The organism is Salmonella sp. SAL-020, from assembly GCF_017372215.1.
Lineage (GTDB): Bacteria > Pseudomonadota > Gammaproteobacteria > Enterobacterales > Enterobacteriaceae > Salmonella > Salmonella enterica.
Genome location: NZ_CP071690.1, coordinates 1,193,370 through 1,211,211, shown reverse-complemented (window position 1 = coordinate 1,211,211; position 17,842 = coordinate 1,193,370). Strand labels below are relative to the sequence as shown.

Annotated in this window: 17 protein-coding genes; 5 read left to right on the top strand and 12 right to left on the bottom strand. The window is 53.4% G+C overall.

Annotation, left to right across the window (positions count from 1 at the left end):
- Window positions 1-402 precede the first annotated feature (402 nt).
- Window positions 403-4,290 carry a phosphoribosylformylglycinamidine synthase gene (gene purL / locus J1G48_RS05775; RefSeq protein WP_000970028.1) on the bottom strand — a complete coding sequence of 1,296 codons (3,888 nt, stop codon included), beginning with the start codon at window positions 4,288-4,290 and terminating at the stop codon, window positions 403-405.
- A gap of 21 nt (window positions 4,291-4,311) precedes the next feature.
- Between purL and J1G48_RS05770 the strand changes: the two genes are divergently transcribed.
- Window positions 4,312-4,545: a hypothetical protein gene (locus J1G48_RS05770; RefSeq protein WP_001747289.1), complete on the top strand. Its 234-nt coding sequence runs from the start codon at window positions 4,312-4,314 to the stop codon at window positions 4,543-4,545.
- Window positions 4,546-6,090, top strand: coding sequence for a membrane-bound lytic murein transglycosylase MltF (mltF, locus tag J1G48_RS05765; protein WP_000734241.1), 1,545 nt, complete (start codon window positions 4,546-4,548; stop codon window positions 6,088-6,090).
- 50 nt (window positions 6,091-6,140) lie between these two features.
- Here mltF and tadA read toward each other — a convergent pair whose 3' ends face one another.
- Genes tadA through murQ form a run of 4 tightly spaced genes read right to left on the bottom strand, consistent with a single transcriptional unit; the run spans window position 6,141 to window position 9,621 of the window.
- Complete coding sequence (gene tadA / locus J1G48_RS05760) at window positions 6,141-6,692, bottom strand: tRNA adenosine(34) deaminase TadA (protein ID WP_001134563.1); 552 nt, start codon at window positions 6,690-6,692, stop codon at window positions 6,141-6,143.
- 24 nt (window positions 6,693-6,716) lie between these two features.
- Complete coding sequence (gene yfhb, locus J1G48_RS05755) at window positions 6,717-7,352, bottom strand: phosphatidylglycerophosphatase C (protein WP_000253558.1); 636 nt, start codon at window positions 7,350-7,352, stop codon at window positions 6,717-6,719.
- Between the two features lie 3 nt (window positions 7,353-7,355).
- Window positions 7,356-8,717, bottom strand: a complete 1,362-nt coding sequence (locus J1G48_RS05750; RefSeq protein WP_000361649.1) for a PTS transporter subunit EIIC — start codon at window positions 8,715-8,717, stop codon at window positions 7,356-7,358.
- Window positions 8,718-8,727: 10 nt separating this feature from the next.
- On the bottom strand, window positions 8,728-9,621 hold the full coding sequence (murQ, locus tag J1G48_RS05745) for an N-acetylmuramic acid 6-phosphate etherase (RefSeq protein WP_001048537.1): 894 nt from the start codon (window positions 9,619-9,621) through the stop codon (window positions 8,728-8,730).
- A gap of 115 nt (window positions 9,622-9,736) precedes the next feature.
- On the opposite strand from murQ, the gene J1G48_RS05740 reads away from it, so the two are divergent.
- Entirely contained in the window at window positions 9,737-10,585 is an 849-nt protein-coding gene (locus tag J1G48_RS05740; RefSeq protein ID WP_000995694.1) for a MurR/RpiR family transcriptional regulator, read from the top strand.
- 38 nt (window positions 10,586-10,623) lie between these two features.
- Here the strand turns inward: J1G48_RS05740 and J1G48_RS05735 are convergent, their stop codons facing one another.
- Both J1G48_RS05735 and J1G48_RS05730 read right to left on the bottom strand, forming a co-directional pair.
- Entirely contained in the window at window positions 10,624-11,541 is a 918-nt protein-coding gene (locus J1G48_RS05735) for an oxidoreductase (RefSeq protein ID WP_000684029.1), read from the bottom strand.
- 21 nt (window positions 11,542-11,562) lie between these two features.
- The gene (locus tag J1G48_RS05730) at window positions 11,563-12,759 is read right to left on the bottom strand and encodes an OFA family MFS transporter (RefSeq protein WP_001276364.1); all 1,197 of its coding nucleotides are present in this window, start codon (window positions 12,757-12,759) and stop codon (window positions 11,563-11,565) included.
- A gap of 115 nt (window positions 12,760-12,874) precedes the next feature.
- Here J1G48_RS05730 and J1G48_RS05725 point away from each other — a divergent pair, with 115 nt between their 5' ends.
- Window positions 12,875-13,801, top strand: a complete 927-nt coding sequence (locus J1G48_RS05725) for a LysR family transcriptional regulator (RefSeq protein WP_001022463.1) — start codon at window positions 12,875-12,877, stop codon at window positions 13,799-13,801.
- 37 nt (window positions 13,802-13,838) lie between these two features.
- On the top strand, window positions 13,839-14,099 hold the full coding sequence (locus tag J1G48_RS05720; protein ID WP_001196291.1) for a YfhL family 4Fe-4S dicluster ferredoxin: 261 nt from the start codon (window positions 13,839-13,841) through the stop codon (window positions 14,097-14,099).
- 111 nt (window positions 14,100-14,210) lie between these two features.
- Here J1G48_RS05720 and acpS read toward each other — a convergent pair whose 3' ends face one another.
- From acpS to rnc, 5 genes are read right to left on the bottom strand one after another with little or no spacing between them, the layout of a single operon-like run.
- Complete coding sequence (gene acpS, locus J1G48_RS05715; RefSeq protein WP_000986043.1) at window positions 14,211-14,591, bottom strand: holo-ACP synthase; 381 nt, start codon at window positions 14,589-14,591, stop codon at window positions 14,211-14,213.
- Window positions 14,591-15,322 (bottom strand): pyridoxine 5'-phosphate synthase, encoded by a 732-nt coding sequence (gene pdxJ, locus J1G48_RS05710; RefSeq protein ID WP_000818972.1) that lies wholly within the window; start codon window positions 15,320-15,322, stop codon window positions 14,591-14,593. Before pdxJ ends, acpS begins: the two co-directional genes overlap by 1 nt.
- Window positions 15,323-15,333: 11 nt before the next feature.
- Window positions 15,334-16,062 carry a DNA repair protein RecO gene (gene recO / locus J1G48_RS05705; protein ID WP_000399381.1) on the bottom strand — a complete coding sequence of 243 codons (729 nt, stop codon included), beginning with the start codon at window positions 16,060-16,062 and terminating at the stop codon, window positions 15,334-15,336.
- Between the two features lie 11 nt (window positions 16,063-16,073).
- Window positions 16,074-16,979 carry a GTPase Era gene (gene era, locus J1G48_RS05700; protein WP_000102230.1) on the bottom strand — a complete coding sequence of 302 codons (906 nt, stop codon included), beginning with the start codon at window positions 16,977-16,979 and terminating at the stop codon, window positions 16,074-16,076.
- Window positions 16,976-17,656 carry a ribonuclease III gene (gene rnc, locus J1G48_RS05695; RefSeq protein ID WP_001068341.1) on the bottom strand — a complete coding sequence of 227 codons (681 nt, stop codon included), beginning with the start codon at window positions 17,654-17,656 and terminating at the stop codon, window positions 16,976-16,978. Before rnc ends, era begins: the two co-directional genes overlap by 4 nt.
- Window positions 17,657-17,842 lie beyond the last annotated feature (186 nt).

Here is a 17,842-nt window from a genome sequence, read left to right as displayed (position 1 = left end):
ATCATTATGCAGTAATTGTGCCAATATTCAAAAGACTTTGTTAACACAATGATAGATATGAAAAATATCGTTATTCATGCTAAAAATGGCTCTGTCTGTTTTTTGCCCTTTCTGTCGCCAATCAGCAACACCTGCAACACCTAAAAATAAAACAATTTAAAATCAAATAGTTAAATGTCTCTTTTTGGCGACAACCTATCCCCCACTCATGTCGGGATTTCCCGACACTTTAATCTTGCGGCATAAGCACTAGTTTATTGCCGGATGACGGCGTAAACGCCTTATCCGGCCTACCGCTTGACGTTCAAGACGGTAGCTTCAACCGCGCTTCCCCGTGGGCCTGATAAGCGCCGTCTACAAAAAATCCCCTCGTGAATAGGGGCTTAATGGCTATCGGGCTAATTAACCAAGCTGCTTACGCGCATTACGGAAGATACGCATCCACGGGCTATCCTCGCCCCAGTTTTCCGGGTGCCAGGAGTTGGCGACGGTGCGGAATACGCGTTCCGGATGCGGCATCATAATCGTCACCCGACCGTTTTCGGTCGTCACCGCCGTGATGCCGTTCGGCGAACCGTTCGGGTTAGCCGGATAGGTTTCAGTCACCTTACCAAAGTTATCAACGTAGCGCAGAGCGACCAGGCCTTTGCTCTCAAGCGCGGCAAGATGCGCATCGTCACGTACCTCAACGCGCCCTTCCCCATGGGAAACCGCAATCGGCATCTGTGAGCCTACCATTCCTTGCAGCAGCAGCGATGGGCTTTGCGTCACTTCCACCAGGCTGAAGCGGGCTTCGAAGCGGTCAGAATGGTTACGTACAAACCGCGGCCACAGTTCGCTGCCCGGGATCAGCTCGCGCAGATTCGACATCATCTGGCAACCGTTGCACACGCCCAGCGCCAGTGTCTGCGGACGATGGAAGAAGGTTTCGAATTCGTCGCGCACCCGATGGTTAAACAGAATGGATTTCGCCCAGCCTTCGCCCGCCCCCAGCACGTCGCCGTAGGAAAAGCCGCCGCAAGCCACCAGCGCATGGAAGTTGCCCAGACCGATACGACCGCCCAGCAGGTCGCTCATATGGACGTCAATCGCGTCAAAGCCCGCACGATGGAACGCCGCCGCCATCTCCACGTGAGAGTTCACCCCCTGCTCGCGCAGTACAGCGACTTTCGGTCGTGCGCCTGTCGCAATGTACGGCGCGGCGATATCTTCATTAATATCAAACGACAGCTTCACGTTGAGGCCCGGATCGGCATCATTCGCTTTCGCCTCATGTTCCTGATCAGCACATTGCGGATTGTCGCGCAGACGCTGCATCTGCCAGGTGGTTTCCGCCCACCAGACACGCAGCGTAGTGCGGCTTTCGCTGAATACCGTCTGGTCATTAGCGGTAATCACAAAGCGATCGCCAGCCAGGGCCTGACCAAGGTAGTGGACGCAGTCAGCAAGACCGTACTGCGCCAACAGCGCTTCGACCGCGTCTCTGTCTTCAGCGCGTACCTGAATCACGCCGCCCAGCTCCTCGTTGAACAGTGCGGCCAGATGGTCATCGCCCAGCGCGGCGATATCGACCTGCACGCCGCAGTGGCCGGCAAAGGCCATCTCGGCCAGCGTCACCAGCAGACCGCCGTCGGAACGGTCGTGCCAGGCCAGTAATTTACGCGCAGCGACCAGCGCCTGCATGGCGTCATAGAAGCCTTTCAGTTGCGCGACGTCACGCACGTCCGCGGGTTTGTCGCCAAGCTGACGATAGACCTGCGCCAGCGCCGTTGCGCCCAGCGCGTTGTGGCCCTTGCCAAGATCGATCAGCAACAAGGCGTTATCTTCCGTTGACAGCTGCGGCGTAAGGGTGTGACGCACGTCTTCCACGCGGGCAAACGCGGAAATCACCAGCGACAGCGGCGAGGTCATTTCGCGCTGTTCGTTGCCTTCCTGCCAGCGGGTTTTCATCGACATCGAATCTTTGCCCACCGGAATCGTCAGGCCAAGCTGCGGACAGAGTTCCTCTCCCACCGCTTTAACCGCGTCATATAAACCGGCATCTTCGCCAGGATGACCGGCTGCCGCCATCCAGTTAGCGGAAAGCTTAATGCGCTTGATATCGCCAATCTGCGTCGCGGCAATGTTAGTCAACGCTTCACCGACGGCCAGACGGGCGGAGGCGGCAAAGTCCAGCAGCGCCACCGGCGCGCGCTCGCCAATCGACATCGCTTCGCCGTAGTAGCTGTCGAGGCTGGCGGTAGTGACCGCGCAGTCAGCCACCGGGACCTGCCACGGGCCAACCATCTGGTCACGCGCCACCATACCGGTGACGGTACGGTCGCCAATAGTGACAAGGAAGGTTTTTTCCGCCACGGTCGGCAGATGCAGAACACGATTTACCGCGTCGGCAATCGTGATATCCGCGCGGTTCAGCGCATCGCCTTTCGCCTTCAATGTTTGCACATCGCGGGTCATTTTCGGCGTTTTGCCCAGCAGGACATCCAGCGGCAGGTCGATCGGCTGATTGTCGAAATGGTTATCATGCAACGAGAGATGCTGTTCTTCGGTAGCATCGCCAATGACCGCATACGGCGCGCGTTCGCGCTTACACAGTTCGTCGAACAGCGGCAACTGGTCAGCCGCGACCGCCAGTACGTAGCGCTCCTGGGATTCGTTACACCAGATTTCCAGCGGGCTCATGCCCGGCTCGTCGCTAAGAATGTCGCGCAGTTCGAATTTCCCGCCGCGCCCGCCGTCGCTCACCAGCTCCGGCATCGCATTGGAGAGACCGCCCGCGCCCACATCATGGATAAACAAGATTGGGTTAGCGTCGCCCAACTGCCAGCAGCGGTCGATCACTTCCTGGCAGCGGCGTTCCATTTCCGGGTTGTCGCGCTGAACAGAGGCAAAATCGAGATCCGCATCAGACTGGCCGGAAGCCATTGACGATGCCGCGCCGCCGCCGAGGCCGATATTCATCGCCGGGCCGCCAAGGACGATCAGCTTCGCGCCCACGACGATCTCGCCTTTCTGCACGTGATCGGCGCGAATATTACCGATCCCGCCCGCCAGCATGATCGGCTTATGGTAGCCGCGCAGCTCTTCGCCGTTGTGGCTGTTCACTTTCTCTTCATAAGTACGGAAGTAACCGGTCAGCGCCGGGCGACCAAATTCGTTGTTAAACGCCGCGCCGCCCAGCGGACCTTCGGTCATGATATCCAGCGCGGTGACAATACGTTCCGGCTTGCCAAAATCCTCTTCCCACGGCTGTTCAAAGCCCGGAATACGCAGGTTGGAAACGGAGAAGCCTACCAGCCCGGCTTTTGGTTTCGCGCCACGCCCGGTGGCGCCTTCATCACGAATTTCGCCGCCGGAACCGGTCGCCGCCCCCGGCCACGGAGAGATGGCGGTTGGGTGGTTATGCGTTTCGACCTTCATCAGAATGTGCGCGGGCTCCTGATGAAAATCGTAACGGCCAGTATTGTGGTCGGCGAAGTAGCGCCCCACCGCAGATCCTTCCATCACCGCGGCATTGTCTTTATAGGCAGAGAGCACATAGTCCGGCGTGGTTTCGAAGGTGTTTTTAATCATTTTAAACAGCGACTTCGGCTGCGGTTTACCGTCGATAATCCAGTCGGCGTTAAAAATCTTGTGGCGGCAGTGCTCGGAGTTCGCCTGGGCGAACATGTACAATTCGATATCGTTCGGGTTGCGCCCCAGTTTGGTAAACGCCTCCTGCAAATAGTCGATTTCATCTTCCGCCAGCGCCAGACCAAGACGCAGGTTGGCGTCAATTAACGCCTGACGGCCTTCTCCCAGCAGATCGACACTGGAAACCGGCGCAGGCTGATGGTGGATAAACAGTTTTTCCGCATCGGTTAAAGAAGAGAACACCGTCTCCATCATACGGTCGTGCAGCTCTGCGGCCACTTGTCGCCACTGTTCCGCCGTCAACGTCGAAGCCTCGATATAGTACGCTACGCCGCGCTCCAGCCGATCAACCTGTTGCAGGCCGCAGTTGTGGGCGATATCCGTTGCTTTTGAAGACCAGGGGGAGATGGTACCAGGACGCGGTGTGACCAACAGGAGTTTACCCGCCGGCGTATGGCTGTTAAGCGCCGGGCCGTATTGCAACAGACGGGTAAGCTGCGCCTGCTCGCTATCATTTAACGGGGCGTTCAGGTCAGCAAAATGGACATACTCAGCGTATATATTGTGGACCTGGAGGTTGGCAGCCTGAAAGCGCGCCAGCAGTTTATTGATACGGAATGCAGACAGTGCAGGCGAACCACGCAGAATTTCCATCATAAGTCTCTCGTCTTCTAAGCTTTGGTGTGCGCAAGGGGGGAAACGGCCGTCATTATAAAGAATCTGACGCGCCGACGAAACCGTTTGCGTAGAAATAAAATCACCGCTTTTTCTTGTCATACGGTGCGGCTATCGTTGCGAATAAGTTGCCAACTGGCGCATTGTTACGCAAAATGCCGCTCATTAATGACTTATCTATTGCAGCAAAACATCTTTTTCAGCCCGAGGCAACGCACGATCCAGAGAATTAACTAATTGAAAAAATTAAAGATTAATTATCTGTTCATCGGCATATTGACGCTGCTGCTGGCAGCAGCCCTTTGGCCCTCAATCCCCTGGTTCGGTAAAACCGAAAACCATATCGCCGCGATTCAAGCCCGGGGGATACTGCGCGTCAGTACGATCGACTCGCCATTAACCTATTCCGTTATCAACGGTAAAAAATATGGTCTGGACTATGAACTGGCGCAGCAGTTCGCCAACTATCTCGGCGTGAAGCTGAAAGTGACGGTGCGCCAGAATATCAGCCAGTTGTTTGACGATCTGGATAACGGCAATGCCGACCTGCTCGCGGCAGGGCTGGTCTACGACAGCGCACGCGTTAAAAACTATCAGCCCGGTCCCATGTATTACTCGGTTTCGCAACAGCTCGTCTACCGGGTCGGACAATATCGCCCACGTTCGCTGGCGACCGTTAACGAGAATCAGCTTACCATTGCGCCAGGGCACGTCGTGGTCAATGACTTACAGCGTTTAAAAGAGACAAAGTTTCCCGACCTGAGCTGGAAAGTGGATGATAAAAAAGGCTCGACGACGCTGCTGGAAGAGGTCATCAGCGGCAAACTGGATTACACCATTGCCGATTCAGTGGCGATCAGTCTGTTTCAGCGCGTTCATCCCGAGCTGGCCGTGGCGCTGGATGTCACGGATGAACAGCCCGTGACCTGGTTTAGCCGACTGGACGACGATAATACGCTCTCCGCCGCGCTGCTCGATTTTTTCAATTCGATCAATGAAGACGGGTCGTTGGCGCGGATCGAAGAGAAATATCTGGGACATGGCGATGATTTCGACTACGTTGATACCCGCTCTTTCCTGCGAGCGGTAGATAACGTCCTGCCGGAGCTGGAACCGTTATTTAAAAAATATGCCAAAGAGATAGACTGGCGCCTGCTGGCGGCGATTTCTTATCAGGAATCACACTGGGACCCGCTGGCGACCTCGCCAACCGGCGTGCGCGGCCTGATGATGCTGACTAAAAATACCGCCCAAAGTCTGGGGCTGACCGACCGTACCGATGCGGAGCAAAGCATCAGCGGCGGCGCTCGCTATCTTGAAGATATGATGGCTAAAGTTCCCGAAACCGTTCCGGAAGACGAGCGTATCTGGTTTGCCTTAGCCGCCTACAATATGGGTTATGCGCACATGCTCGATGCCAGATCGCTGACGGTAAAAACCAAAGGCAATCCGGATAGCTGGACCGATGTGAAGCAGCGTTTGCCGCTATTAAGCCAAAAACCGTATTACAGTAAGTTAACCTACGGTTACGCGCGTGGACATGAGGCTTATGCTTATGTGGAAAATATCCGTAAATACCAGATAAGTTTGGTGGGGTATTTGCAGGAAAAAGAAAAGCAGGAAGCGGAAGCTATGAAACTGGCGCAGGATTACCCGGCGGTGTCGCCGGAGGAGCTGAATAAAGCACCCTTCCCCTTCCTGTCGTTTTTATCGCAGTCATCAGGCTACCTGACGCATTCGCCGTCTTTACTGTTTACGCCGCAGAAGAAAGAAGAAAAATAGCGCGATGGTCTTATTGGATGGCGACGCGCAACCTCTTATCCGGCATTGCGCTATACTGCCGGCCCCGCGCCTTCCGCACGGTCGGCTTTCTTCAGGGCTTTAATTTCCTGACGACGCATACGGAAAAAATCACTGAGCAGCGTCGCACATTCATCGCGCAGCACCCCTTCAATAATGTCGACCCGGTGATTCATTCCCGGATGGTGCAGCACATCAATTAGCGATCCGGCCGCGCCGGTTTTTGCATCGCGCGCGCCAAAGACAACGCGTCCAATGCGGCTATGCACCATAGCGCCTGCGCACATCACACAGGGTTCCAGTGTGACATACAGCGTGGTATCCAGTAACCGATAATTCTGCAATACCAGACCGCCCTGACGCAGCGCCATTATTTCAGCGTGCGCAGTAGGATCGTGGCGGCCAATGGGTCGGTTCCAGCCTTCGCCAATGACGCGATGGTTATGCACCAATACCGCGCCAACCGGAACCTCGCGTTCGTCCCAGGCGCGTTTCGCCAGCGTCAGCGCGTGGCGCATCCAGTATTCGTGATCTAATTCGACATCAGACAAAGAGGTAACTCCGGTAATGAAAGCGGGCGGCATTATACACAGACGCTATGCGTTTCACTATTCGAGCTGCTGCAACTCGCCGTGCGGCGTCACCCGCCAGCGATGCTGGCAAAAATAAAGCAGCGGGTTATCCTGTTTGCTGTCGCTGTAGCCGCTATAAAGACGCAGCGGCGTACCGATTTTACGTTCCAGTTGCGCGACTTTTTCATGGCCCAGACAGCGCACGGTTAATACCCAGCCGCCATACCGTCGCGCCATCTGGCTGGCGATGAGGTTAACGCGCGGCAGCCACGGCGTATCAAAATAGACTTGCTCTACCAATGATTGCGGAGAACCGGTAATAAGCCAGATATCCGCGTCAGAGCTCAATAGATAGGTGGTCAGACGCTCCTGTACTACCGGAAACGCCGTGACGTTAGCGCGAAACCAACGGACAAAATCCGCCTGATGCGCCTGCAAACGCGTTTCGCTATGGCCAAAAGTACAGCCCCACAATAACAGACTCATCGGCCAGCGGGCCGCACGCCCTTTTACCAGTAAACCGATACCGATAATGGGCAACAGCGGCAGTACGAGCAGCGCATTTAGCGGCTGACGGCGCAGCAAATAACGCAGAAAACTGCCGAACATATCCTGTTGATGTAACGTTCCATCCAAATCAAAAAAGACGACACGACGCTCGTGGCTGACCAAACCTTACTCCTCTGGATCATTGAACCCCAGCAGCCAGGTAAAAATAAACCCGGCAATTACCGCTATTAAATAGCCTAACAGATAGAACAGGACTTTTCCGGCAACAATTGTTAATGCCAGCGGCAAACCGGAAATACCAAAGGTAATTACCGTCGCCACTTTCCAGTAGCTGATCAACGCCCCGCCTACCGCGCCGCCGAGGCAAGCGCCAATAAATGGCTTACCCAATGGCAGCGTGACGCCAAAAATCAGCGGCTCGCCAATCCCCAGCAGTCCGACCGGAAGCGCGCCTTTAATCACCTTTTTGAGCCGCGCATTGCGGGTTTTCATCAGTACGGCAATGGCCGCGCCTATCTGACCAACGCCCGCCATCGCCAGGATGGGAAACAGCGCGTTATAGCCGTGCGCTTGCACCAGCTCCACATGAATAGGCACCAGCCCCTGATGCAGCCCGGTCAGTACCAACGGCAGGAAAGTTCCGGCTAGCACCGCGCCCACCAGAAAACCGCCGCGATCGATAGCCCAGGACGCGCCGTGAGCGATAGCGTCTGAAATCCAGCCGCCAAGCGGTTGCAGAGCGACAATCGCTACCGCGCCGGTGATAACAGTCGTCAATAAAGGGTTAAGAATTAACTCCAGCGACCCCGGCAGCAGCTTACGGAACTGGCGCTCAATCCAGCACATTAACGCCACCACCAGCAGGACGGCGATAACGCCGCCCCGTCCCGGCTGAAGCGCCTCGCCAAAGAGCGTAATCTGCGCCAGTTGCGGGCTGGAAAGGATCCCCGCCATCACGCCGCCTAACGCCTGCGATCCGCCAAAGACTTTCGCGGTATTGACGCCAACCAGAATGTTCATGATAGCGAACACCGCGCTACCAAATATCCCCATCAGGCCCAGCAGGTTAGGATAGTGGACGGCAACATCGCCGACGATATCCGGACGTTTAAGAATGTTGATAATGCCGGTAATCAAGCCGGATGCGATAAAGGCGGGGATAAGCGGTATAAAAACATTCGCCAGCTTACGCAACGCATCGCTCATCGGCGCTTTATACTTCGCTTTCGCCTCGGATTTGGTACGCGCCATAGCGTCATCCGGCTTTACACCACCTACGGCAATCTGCACGCGCATCGCATCAACCACCTGTGCAGCCTTCCCCGGTCCAACGATCAGCTGATGTTGCTCCCCTTGCTTTACGTATCCACTGATGCCAGGCAACGCTTTTAAGCGCGGAATATCCAGTTGGCTGTCGTCCTGTACCTCCACCCTGACTCGCGTCATACAGTTTTCCAGGCGCAGAATATTTTGCTCTCCGCCGATACCACGTAAAATGTCGCTGGCGAGCGCTGCCGTCTTATCCATACACACCTCTTTAGTGTTCTAACGCCGCCCTTAAAAAGCCCTGATGAGCGGCGAGTTTTTCCCTGGCGGCTGCAGCATCCAGCCCCGTAAGCGCCATCAAAATGGCGGGCTTAACCTCAAAATCGGTCTGTTTCAGCAACGTTTCCGCCTCTTCACGACCTATCCCGGTCGCTTCAACGACCATCCGACACGCGCGATCGACCAGTTTGACGTTGGTGGCTTTCATATCCACCATCAGGTTTTGATAGACCTTGCCGAACTTCACCATCGCGCCGGTAGAAATCATATTGAGTACCATTTTCTGCGCGGTGCCGGATTTCAGCCGCGTGGAGCCGGTAAGCGCTTCCGGCCCGACAACGGGCGAAATGGCGATATTAGCCTCCCGCGCAATAGGCGAATCTGGATTACAGGAGACGGCAACAGTGGTACAACCGGACTGTCGCGCATAGCGCAGGCCGCCAATCACATAGGGTGTACGACCCGACGCCGCGAGCCCCACGACCAGATCCTGTTCTTGCAGATTTAGCGCGACAAGATCGTCTTCGCCTGCCTGTTGGCTGTCTTCCGCGCCTTCGACCGCCTTCAGCAACGCGCCCGGCCCACCGGCAATCAGCCCGACGACCAGACCGTGCGGAACGCCAAACGTCGGGGGGCATTCTGAGGCATCCAGTACGCCAAGCCGACCACTGGTGCCCGCGCCCATATAGATGATACGTCCGCCAGACTTCAGCGCCGCCACAGCGGCATCCACCGCACGCGCAACGTCAGGCAGAGTGGCTTTTACCGCTTCCGCTACCCGCGTATCCTGTTCATTAAAACGCTTAACTAATTCAGGAGTAGGCAACGCATCCAGATCCATCGTTTGCGGGTTACGGGTTTCAGACACTAAGGTACCAAGATTCATTTTTGTCCCTCTGGAATTTTTAATTCATAATAAGCGTCCATGATGGAATAGAATATTCCCCCAGGCGAGTGAAATTTCGTTTTGTCGTCGCCATCACGTTTCGCAGGAGCTGCCCATGAACTGTTTGATTCGTATTCGCCAGCGTTATCCGGATCTCGCGCAAAGCGACAGGAAACTGGCGGATTATCTGCTCGCGCAACCGGATACAGCGCGACATCTGAGCTCGCAGCAACTGGCGGCCGAAGCGGGCGTCAGCCAATCCAGCGTAGTCAAATTCGCGCAAAAACTGGGGTTTAAAGGGTTTCCTGCATTGAAACTGGCTATCAGCGAAGCGTTGGCCAGCAATCCTAATCCGCATTCCGTTCCCGTTCATAACCAGATTCGCGGCGACGATCCGATGCGCCTGGTCGGGGAAAAATTAATTAAAGAGAATGTGGCGGCGATGCACGCCACGCTGGACGTTAACAGTGAAGAAAAGCTGTTAGAAAGCGTCACGATGCTGCGCCACGCCCGCCGTATTGTGATCACCGGGATTGGCGCCTCTGGGCTGGTGGCGCAAAATTTTGCCTGGAAGCTACTGAAGATTGGCATTAACGCGGTGGTTGAGCGCGATATGCACGCCCTGCTGGCAACAGTGCAGGCGCTGGCGCCGGAGGATCTGCTGCTGGCGATCTCTTATTCCGGGGAACGGCGCGAGCTGAACCTGGCGGCGGACGAAACATTACGCGCAGGCGCGAAGATCCTGGCCATTACCGGTTTTTCTCCCAACGCCTTGCAGCAGCGCGCCACCCGCTGTCTGTATACGATTGCCGAAGAGCAGGCGACGCGCAGCGCCGCTATCTCCTCGACACATGCGCAAATGATGTTGACCGACTTACTGTTTATGGCGCTGGTACAACAGGATTTAGAGCGGGCGCCGGAGCGTATTCGCCATAGCGAGGCGCTGGTAAAAAAACTGGTTTGAAAATGGCTCTTCCGCCTCATGCAGAAGAGCCATCAAGTTTATTGCGCTTCTTTCGCGTGAATCAATTGCGTCAGGAGTGTGTTAACCGGTACGGCAATATTGTTCTGAGCGCCGATTCGCGCAATCGCACCATTTAAATAGTCGATTTCAGTCAGTCGGCCTTTATGTAAATCCTGATGCATAGAAGGATAGTGGTGGCCGCTCTCACGCGGATCGAACACTTTCTTCACCGTATTCATCACCATTTGCTCAGTCAACGGAATATTCTGGCTGGCAGCAACCAATACAAACTCATCAACTACCGCTTGCGCTAAATCTAAAGCACCAGGCCGCTGACCAAATCCGCCGACATTACAATCCAGTAGCGCGCAATAGGTGTTCATTACGCTATTAAAGGCTGCTTTCTTCCAGATCGATAATAATACGTCAGGGCTTATTTCAGCATTCAATCCCGCGCTATTAAGAGTGGCAATGACCTTAGCCTCTTGAGCCGAATCCTGGCTGGCAATCGGCTGCAGTTCAATCGTTCCGGTACCGGTGGCCATAATATGCCCAGCCCCCTCCAGTTCGCTGGACCATAACGTCACACCCGCATAGATTTTCTGCCGATCGACATATTTCTCCAGCGTTTCAATATTTCCCAGGCCGTTAGATAAAATCATCACGACCTTCGCGGCTGGCAGCAGCGGCTTAATACGCAGTAACATGCTATCCAGCTGCATGGCTTTGGTAAACAGAATAACCAGTTCAAACTCCCCCTGGGATTCATCAGCCAACATAGCAGGGATGGGGTAATACTTCTGAGTCGTTTCCGTTTCGACAAACAACCCCTTGCTACGAATAGCGTCGACATGCTCCTGCCAGCTATCGATAAGCGTCACGTCGTGCCCGGCCTCCAGCAGCATATAGCCAAAACGACACCCCATAGCGCCTGCACCTGCGATTGCAATTTTCATTTTTATTTCCTTATTATCTGATTAATGAATTTTGGCTAAAACCGTTGCGACATATTTTTTCGTTATCAGGGTCAACACGACTCCAATAAGCAATAGCACCGTTGTCAAAATAAATACTGTATTGTAGCTTCCGGTATATTTTGCAATAGCGGACGTTACATAAGGAGCAATAACCGCACCGACGGCAAAACCAAAATACATAAAGCCGTAGTTTAGCCCCTGGTTACGCATACCAAAATTCTGGCTGGTCAAACCAGGGAAGATAACTAATATACCGGCATAAGCAAAGCCCACGCCCAGAGCGCTGAAATAAAATACCGAAGTATTGCCATTGAAGAAAAATAACAGCAGCATACACAAGCAGGTAAAGAGGTAAACAATAACCAGCGTATTATAGCCGCCTAATTTATCGGTTAACCCTCCCCAGAACAGGCGACCGATCGAGTTAAATATCGAGACCAGGCTAACGACTAATGCACCGGACAGTAAACCGTACTGCGTCATACCAATTTGCGCAGAGCTTGAGCTAATTACCATCCCAGAGAACACGCCCAGCGCCAGAATCATAAACAGCAGCCAGAAGCGCAGATCTTTCAGCATGTGCCGATAGTCTTTATCCAGTGGCGACGCTTTAATTCCTCCGCTATCTTTTGCTGGCGCGCTACGAATAAAGAACTGGACGATAAAAATAACCACCAGATAAACAATACCCAGATATAACAACGCCCGACTAACATCGTGAGTTTGCGCCATAAAATATTCGGCCAGGCGGGTGCAAAGTAGCGTCCCGACGCCAACACCCGCCAGTACGATACCGCTGGCAAGACCGCGACGGTCAGGGAAAAATTTCAGAATATTATTAAGATTACCCGTAAAAGCCAGGCCCGATCCCAACCCGGCAATGACGCCGTAGGTTAAAAACAGCATGGGCAAATTATCCACAAACCCGGACAAGATAAAACCTAAAGAAAACAGGATACCACCGATAACTATCGCCTGCTTTCCTTTACCATTGTCGATCATTCTCCCGCCCCAAATCATCGGTAAAGGAATGATCCCCATATTGATAGAGAATGCTAACGCCAGCGTAGCCGGATCCCAGTGATATTGCGCCATGAGTGGTGTTTTGAAATAGCTAAATGCGTAGACGCCCCCGAGCACAAAATTGATGCACACGTGAGCGGCAAGCATTCCCCAGCGGTTGATTGATGCCGACATAATTTTCCCTTTTTAAAATGCACTGATCACAGTTTAAAAAAAGCAAAATAGGCAAACAATTTGGTATTTTTTATAATCGTTATAACAAAACCCAATCTATTGGCATTAAATTTTAATGAATATCAAACAACTACACTCCTTCCTGATATTGTGTGATGAATTACATTATGGTCGGGCAGCCAGTCGCCTGTTTATCACTCAGCCATCATTAAGTCAGCAAATCAAACAACTTGAGTCATCACTTAAAACAATATTATTTAAGCGAAAAGGTAGAGGAATTAAATTAACAAAAGCAGGCATTATTTTGCAACGACACGCTAACAAAATAATGCTGGATTTAAAAAATGCCGAAAATGAACTTCTTCCCTATCAGGACCAACAGCGCGATACTATTTCAATCGGGGTGTCAGGCAGTTACCTGGTCCTGCCCGCTTTTCGCAACTTTATGGCGCACCATCCGGAAATATCTTTAAATGTTAAAGAGTTCTCAACTGAGCAAACCATTAAAAAGCTGACGGATAGCGCCGTTGATATTGGCATTGTTTATCGAACAGCGCTCCCTGCCCAGCTAAGCTCGACCATGCTGTTTGAAGATGAAATTATCGCTGCAATCCCACTTTCTCATCCTCTGGCGACACGCGAACGTCTGCATTTAAAAGATTTAAACGACCAGCCCATTATCGTGCTTAATGACTCTCTGCTATTAAGAGGGATCATCACCACAGAATTTAATAACCGCAAAGTCGTTCCTAACGTCATCTGCGAACTGGATAACCACTACTCATGCCTTGAGTATGCCGAAGCGCAGATTGGCATCGCATTTATTACCCGCTCGCTAACCCATTTATCGACACCCAAAAATGTTCGCCTGGTTTCACTGGGCATCCCCGCATTCTTTATTCCTGTCATGCTGGTGCACAGTAATGACCTTTCACTGGATAACGCAACCATCTGCCTGCTCAAGCAGATCAAAAATTTTTACACGGTAGATAACAAATCAGCGCCAGAAAAGAGCTGGCCCGAGCAGAAAATAGGCGTATAATGCCCGCCCGATTTGTGTTGTTTCTGAGAATTTCCTGATGGCGCTGTTAATCACCAAAAAATGTATCAATTGCGATATGTGCGAGCCGGAGTGCCCGAATGAGGCGATTTCAATGGGCGACAGCATTTATGAGATTAACAGCGACAAATGCACCGAGTGTGTAGGCCATTACGAAACGCCGACCTGTCAGAAAGTCTGCCCGATCCCCAATACGATTTTGCAGGATCCCGCCCATGTCGAAACCGAAGAACAGTTGTGGGATAAGTTTGTTCTGATGCATCACGCAGATAAACTGTAAGCGGGTTAACGCATTTCCAACGCAACAATGTCTGATGGCGCTATGCTTATCAGGCCGACAATATATCGGCCTGTAGGTCAGATAACGTGTTTACGCCGCCATCCGGCAAATCTAACTTTCCAGAATGACCGTAGCGCAGGCGTAATGGCGTTCATCGGCCAACGTGACATGCATATGCGCCACACCGAGTTTTTCCGCCAGCGTTAACGCCTCGCCCCACAGCCGCAAACGTGGTTTTCCCAGCTCATCGTTAAACACTTCGAACTGATTGAACGCCAGACCGTTGCGGATGCCGGTGCCAAAAGCTTTCGCTGCCGCCTCTTTGACCGCAAAACGCTTGGCGAGAAAACGCACCGGCTGCTGATGCGTCTCCCAGATAGCCCACTCGTTGTCACTGAGCACACGCCTTGCCAGACGTTCGCCGGAACGGGAGATCACTGCCTCAATGCGGGCAATCTCTACAATATCCGTTCCCAGGCCGAGAATCGCCATTAGCCGCGCGCTTCCAGCATCAAACGTTTCATTTCAGCCACCGCCTCTTTCAGCCCCGTCATCACCGCCCGACCAATAATGGCATGACCGATATTGAGCTCGTGCATTTCCGGCAGTGCGGCAATAGCTTTGACGTTATGGTAGGTCAGACCATGACCCGCATTTACTTTTAGCCCCAGACGGGCCGCCAGGGTCGCGGCGCTGGCGATACGCGCCAGCTCTTTTGCCTGTTCCGCATCGGTTTCTGCGTTGGCGTAGCAGCCGGTATGGATTTCGATAAACGGCGCGCCGACTTCCGCCGCCGCGTTGATTTGCGTTTCATCGGCATCGATAAAGAGCGAAACCTGGATGCCAGCCGCCGCCAGGCGCGCACAGGCATCACGCATTTTATCGCGCTGTCCGGCCACATCCAGACCGCCTTCGGTGGTGACTTCCTGGCGTTTTTCCGGCACCAGACAACAGAAATGCGGCCTGGTTTCTACGGCGATCGCCAGCATCTCTTCGGTCACCGCCATCTCCAGATTCATACGCGTATGCAGCGTCTGACGCAGAATGCGCACATCGCGATCGGTAATGTGGCGACGATCTTCGCGCAGGTGTACGGTAATGCCGTCCGCGCCTGCCTGTTCAGCAATAAACGCCGCCTGTACCGGATCCGGATAGTCGGTGCCGCGCGCATTACGTAACGTGGCAATGTGGTCAATATTGACGCCTAACAGTAATTCAGCCATGACAATCCTCGTTAATCTTTCTTCATTTTTACTGTGCGTTTGGGCATAAATTGCCGGAACAGCTCCCGGCTTTTTAACGGTTTTCCCCCAAGATACGGCTTTAATGCCATACGGGTAAAGCGTTTAGCGGCACGCAGGGTATCTACATCCGGAAATTCCCGCTCCTCCAACGCTTTCAGGTGCCGTCCGGTAAAGGTGTTGTTATCGATGACGACGCTGGCGAAAAAGCCTTTTTCTTCGCGGTAACGGTAGGTCATGGTGTCATCCACCCGTTCGCCGCTGCCTGCACAGTGGGTGAAATTGACGCCATACCCCAGATGACCCAGCAACGCCAGTTCGAAACGTCGCAACGCCGGTTCAGGCGAGCCGGTGGTTCCCGCCAGCGCCTGAATACAGTTCAGATAATCAAAAAAGAGTTCGGAGAAGCGCGTTTCATATTCCAGTACGCGAGAGAGGAGTTCGTTGATGTACAGGCCGCTATAGAGCGTAATACCGCTTAACGGCAGCGCCAAAGAAACTGCCTCGGCACTGCGCAGGGTTTTCACCTCGCCGCGTCCGCTGTAGCGTAGCAATAACGGCGTAAAAGGCTGCAACGCGCCTTTCAGATTGGAACGTTTAGATCGCGCGCCTTTGGCGACAAGGCGCACGCGCCCCGATTCTTCCGTGAAGACGTCCAGCATCAGGCTGGTTTCGCTCCAGGGGCGACTGTGCAGGACAAATGCGCGCTGCCACCCTTCCACGCTGTGTTAACTCACAGATCGTCTACGTAACCGAGACTGCGCAGAGCGCGTTCGTCATCGGCCCAGCCGGATTTCACTTTCACCCACAGTTCCAGGTGTACCGGCGCCTCAAACATCTCCTGCATGTCTTTACGCGCTTCAATACCAATGGTTTTGATTTTGGCGCCTTTGTTGCCAATCACCATCTTCTTCTGCCCTTCGCGCTCGACGAGGATCAGCCCGTTGATATCATAGCCGCCGCGTTCGTTGGTAACAAAACGTTCAATCTCAACGGTAACGGAATACGGCAGCTCGGCGCCGAGAAAACGCATCAGCTTTTCACGAATGATTTCAGACGCCATAAAGCGCTGAGAGCGATCGGTGATGTAATCTTCCGGGAAGTGATGAATCGCTTCCGGTAAATGTTTACGCACGATACCGGCAATGGTATCGACGTTCATACCCGTTTCAGCAGAGATGGGTACGATATCAAGAAAGTTCATCTGGCTTGCCAGGAACTGGAGGTGCGGCAGCAAATCGGCTTTTTCCTGCACGTTATCCACCTTGTTAACGGCGAGAATAACCGGCGCTTTGCCATCGCGCAGTTTGTTCAGGACCATTTCGTCGTCCGGCGTCCAACGGGTGCCTTCCACAACGAAAATCACCAGCTCAACGTCGCCAATCGAACTGCTCGCCGCCTTATTCATCAAACGGTTAATGGCGCGCTTTTCTTCCATATGCAGTCCCGGGGTATCGACATAAATTGCCTGATACGGGCCTTCGGTATGAATACCGACAATGCGGTGGCGCGTGGTCTGCGCTTTACGGGAAGTGATCGAAATCTTCTGCCCAAGCAGTTTGTTCAGCAAGGTGGATTTGCCAACGTTCGGACGTCCGACGATGGCAATAAATCCGCAGTAAGTTTTGTCAGTGCTCATTCCAACTCCAGTTTTTTCAGCGCCTGTTCGGCGGCAGCCTGCTCCGCCTTACGACGGCTGGAACCCGTGCCAACCACCGGTTCGCTCAGGCCGCTGACCTGGCAGTGGATAGTAAATTCCTGATCGTGCGCCTCGCCGCGTACCTGCACAACCAGGTAAGATGGCAGCGGCAGATGGCGACCCTGCAAATACTCCTGCAAGCGCGTTTTAGGATCTTTTTGTTTATCGCCCGGGCTTATCTCATCCAGACGGGTTTTATACCAGTTAAGGATTAACTGCTCGACGGTCTGGATATTGCTATCGAGAAATACTCCGCCGATTAACGCTTCCACGGTGTCCGCCAGAATGGACTCTCGACGGAATCCGCCGCTTTTTAATTCGCCCGGCCCTAAACGCAGGCACTCGCCTAAATCAAATTCACGGGCTAATTCCGCCAGCGTATTACCACGTACCAACGTGGCGCGCATACGGCTCATATCTCCCTCATCCACCCGTGGAAAACGGTGATAAAGCGCGTTAGCGATAACGAAGCTCAGGATTGAATCGCCTAAAAATTCCAGGCGTTCGTTATGTTTACTGCTGGCGCTGCGGTGAGTTAATGCCTGCTGCAACAGCTCCTGATGATTAAAAGTGTAGCCCAGCTTCCGTTGAAGCCGATTAATTACGATGGGGTTCATGCGATACCAATAAATGAATGCGTCAACAATCCAGCACACGAAACAGACCTGATACACGTCATCTGTCCTGCCGCATCGCTGCAGCGGAAAGAAGGTTGTCTATAACCAACGCTGTTTCGTGTGCCGTGGCGACCAAACGGCGCCAACCTAAAACTTCGGGGGAATATTCTATACACAACGACAGGG

What these genes read in the sequence shown, in the direction of transcription:
- purL (WP_000970028.1), bottom strand. Translation starts at nt 4,290, where the DNA reads ATGATGGAAATTCTGCGTGGTTCGCCTGCACTGTCTGCATTCCGTATC.
- tadA (WP_001134563.1), bottom strand. Translation starts at nt 6,692, where the DNA reads ATGCCGCCCGCTTTCATTACCGGAGTTACCTCTTTGTCTGATGTCGAA.
- J1G48_RS05750 (WP_000361649.1), bottom strand. Translation starts at nt 8,717, where the DNA reads ATGGATAAGACGGCAGCGCTCGCCAGCGACATTTTACGTGGTATCGGC.
- murQ (WP_001048537.1), bottom strand. Translation starts at nt 9,621, where the DNA reads ATGAATCTTGGTACCTTAGTGTCTGAAACCCGTAACCCGCAAACGATG.
- J1G48_RS05740 (WP_000995694.1), top strand. Translation starts at nt 9,737, where the DNA reads ATGAACTGTTTGATTCGTATTCGCCAGCGTTATCCGGATCTCGCGCAA.
- J1G48_RS05735 (WP_000684029.1), bottom strand. Translation starts at nt 11,541, where the DNA reads ATGAAAATTGCAATCGCAGGTGCAGGCGCTATGGGGTGTCGTTTTGGC.
- J1G48_RS05730 (WP_001276364.1), bottom strand. Translation starts at nt 12,759, where the DNA reads ATGTCGGCATCAATCAACCGCTGGGGAATGCTTGCCGCTCACGTGTGC.
- J1G48_RS05725 (WP_001022463.1), top strand. Translation starts at nt 12,875, where the DNA reads ATGAATATCAAACAACTACACTCCTTCCTGATATTGTGTGATGAATTA.
- J1G48_RS05720 (WP_001196291.1), top strand. Translation starts at nt 13,839, where the DNA reads ATGGCGCTGTTAATCACCAAAAAATGTATCAATTGCGATATGTGCGAG.
- acpS (WP_000986043.1), bottom strand. Translation starts at nt 14,591, where the DNA reads ATGGCGATTCTCGGCCTGGGAACGGATATTGTAGAGATTGCCCGCATT.
- pdxJ (WP_000818972.1), bottom strand. Translation starts at nt 15,322, where the DNA reads ATGGCTGAATTACTGTTAGGCGTCAATATTGACCACATTGCCACGTTA.
- era (WP_000102230.1), bottom strand. Translation starts at nt 16,979, where the DNA reads ATGAGCACTGACAAAACTTACTGCGGATTTATTGCCATCGTCGGACGT.
- rnc (WP_001068341.1), bottom strand. Translation starts at nt 17,656, where the DNA reads ATGAACCCCATCGTAATTAATCGGCTTCAACGGAAGCTGGGCTACACT.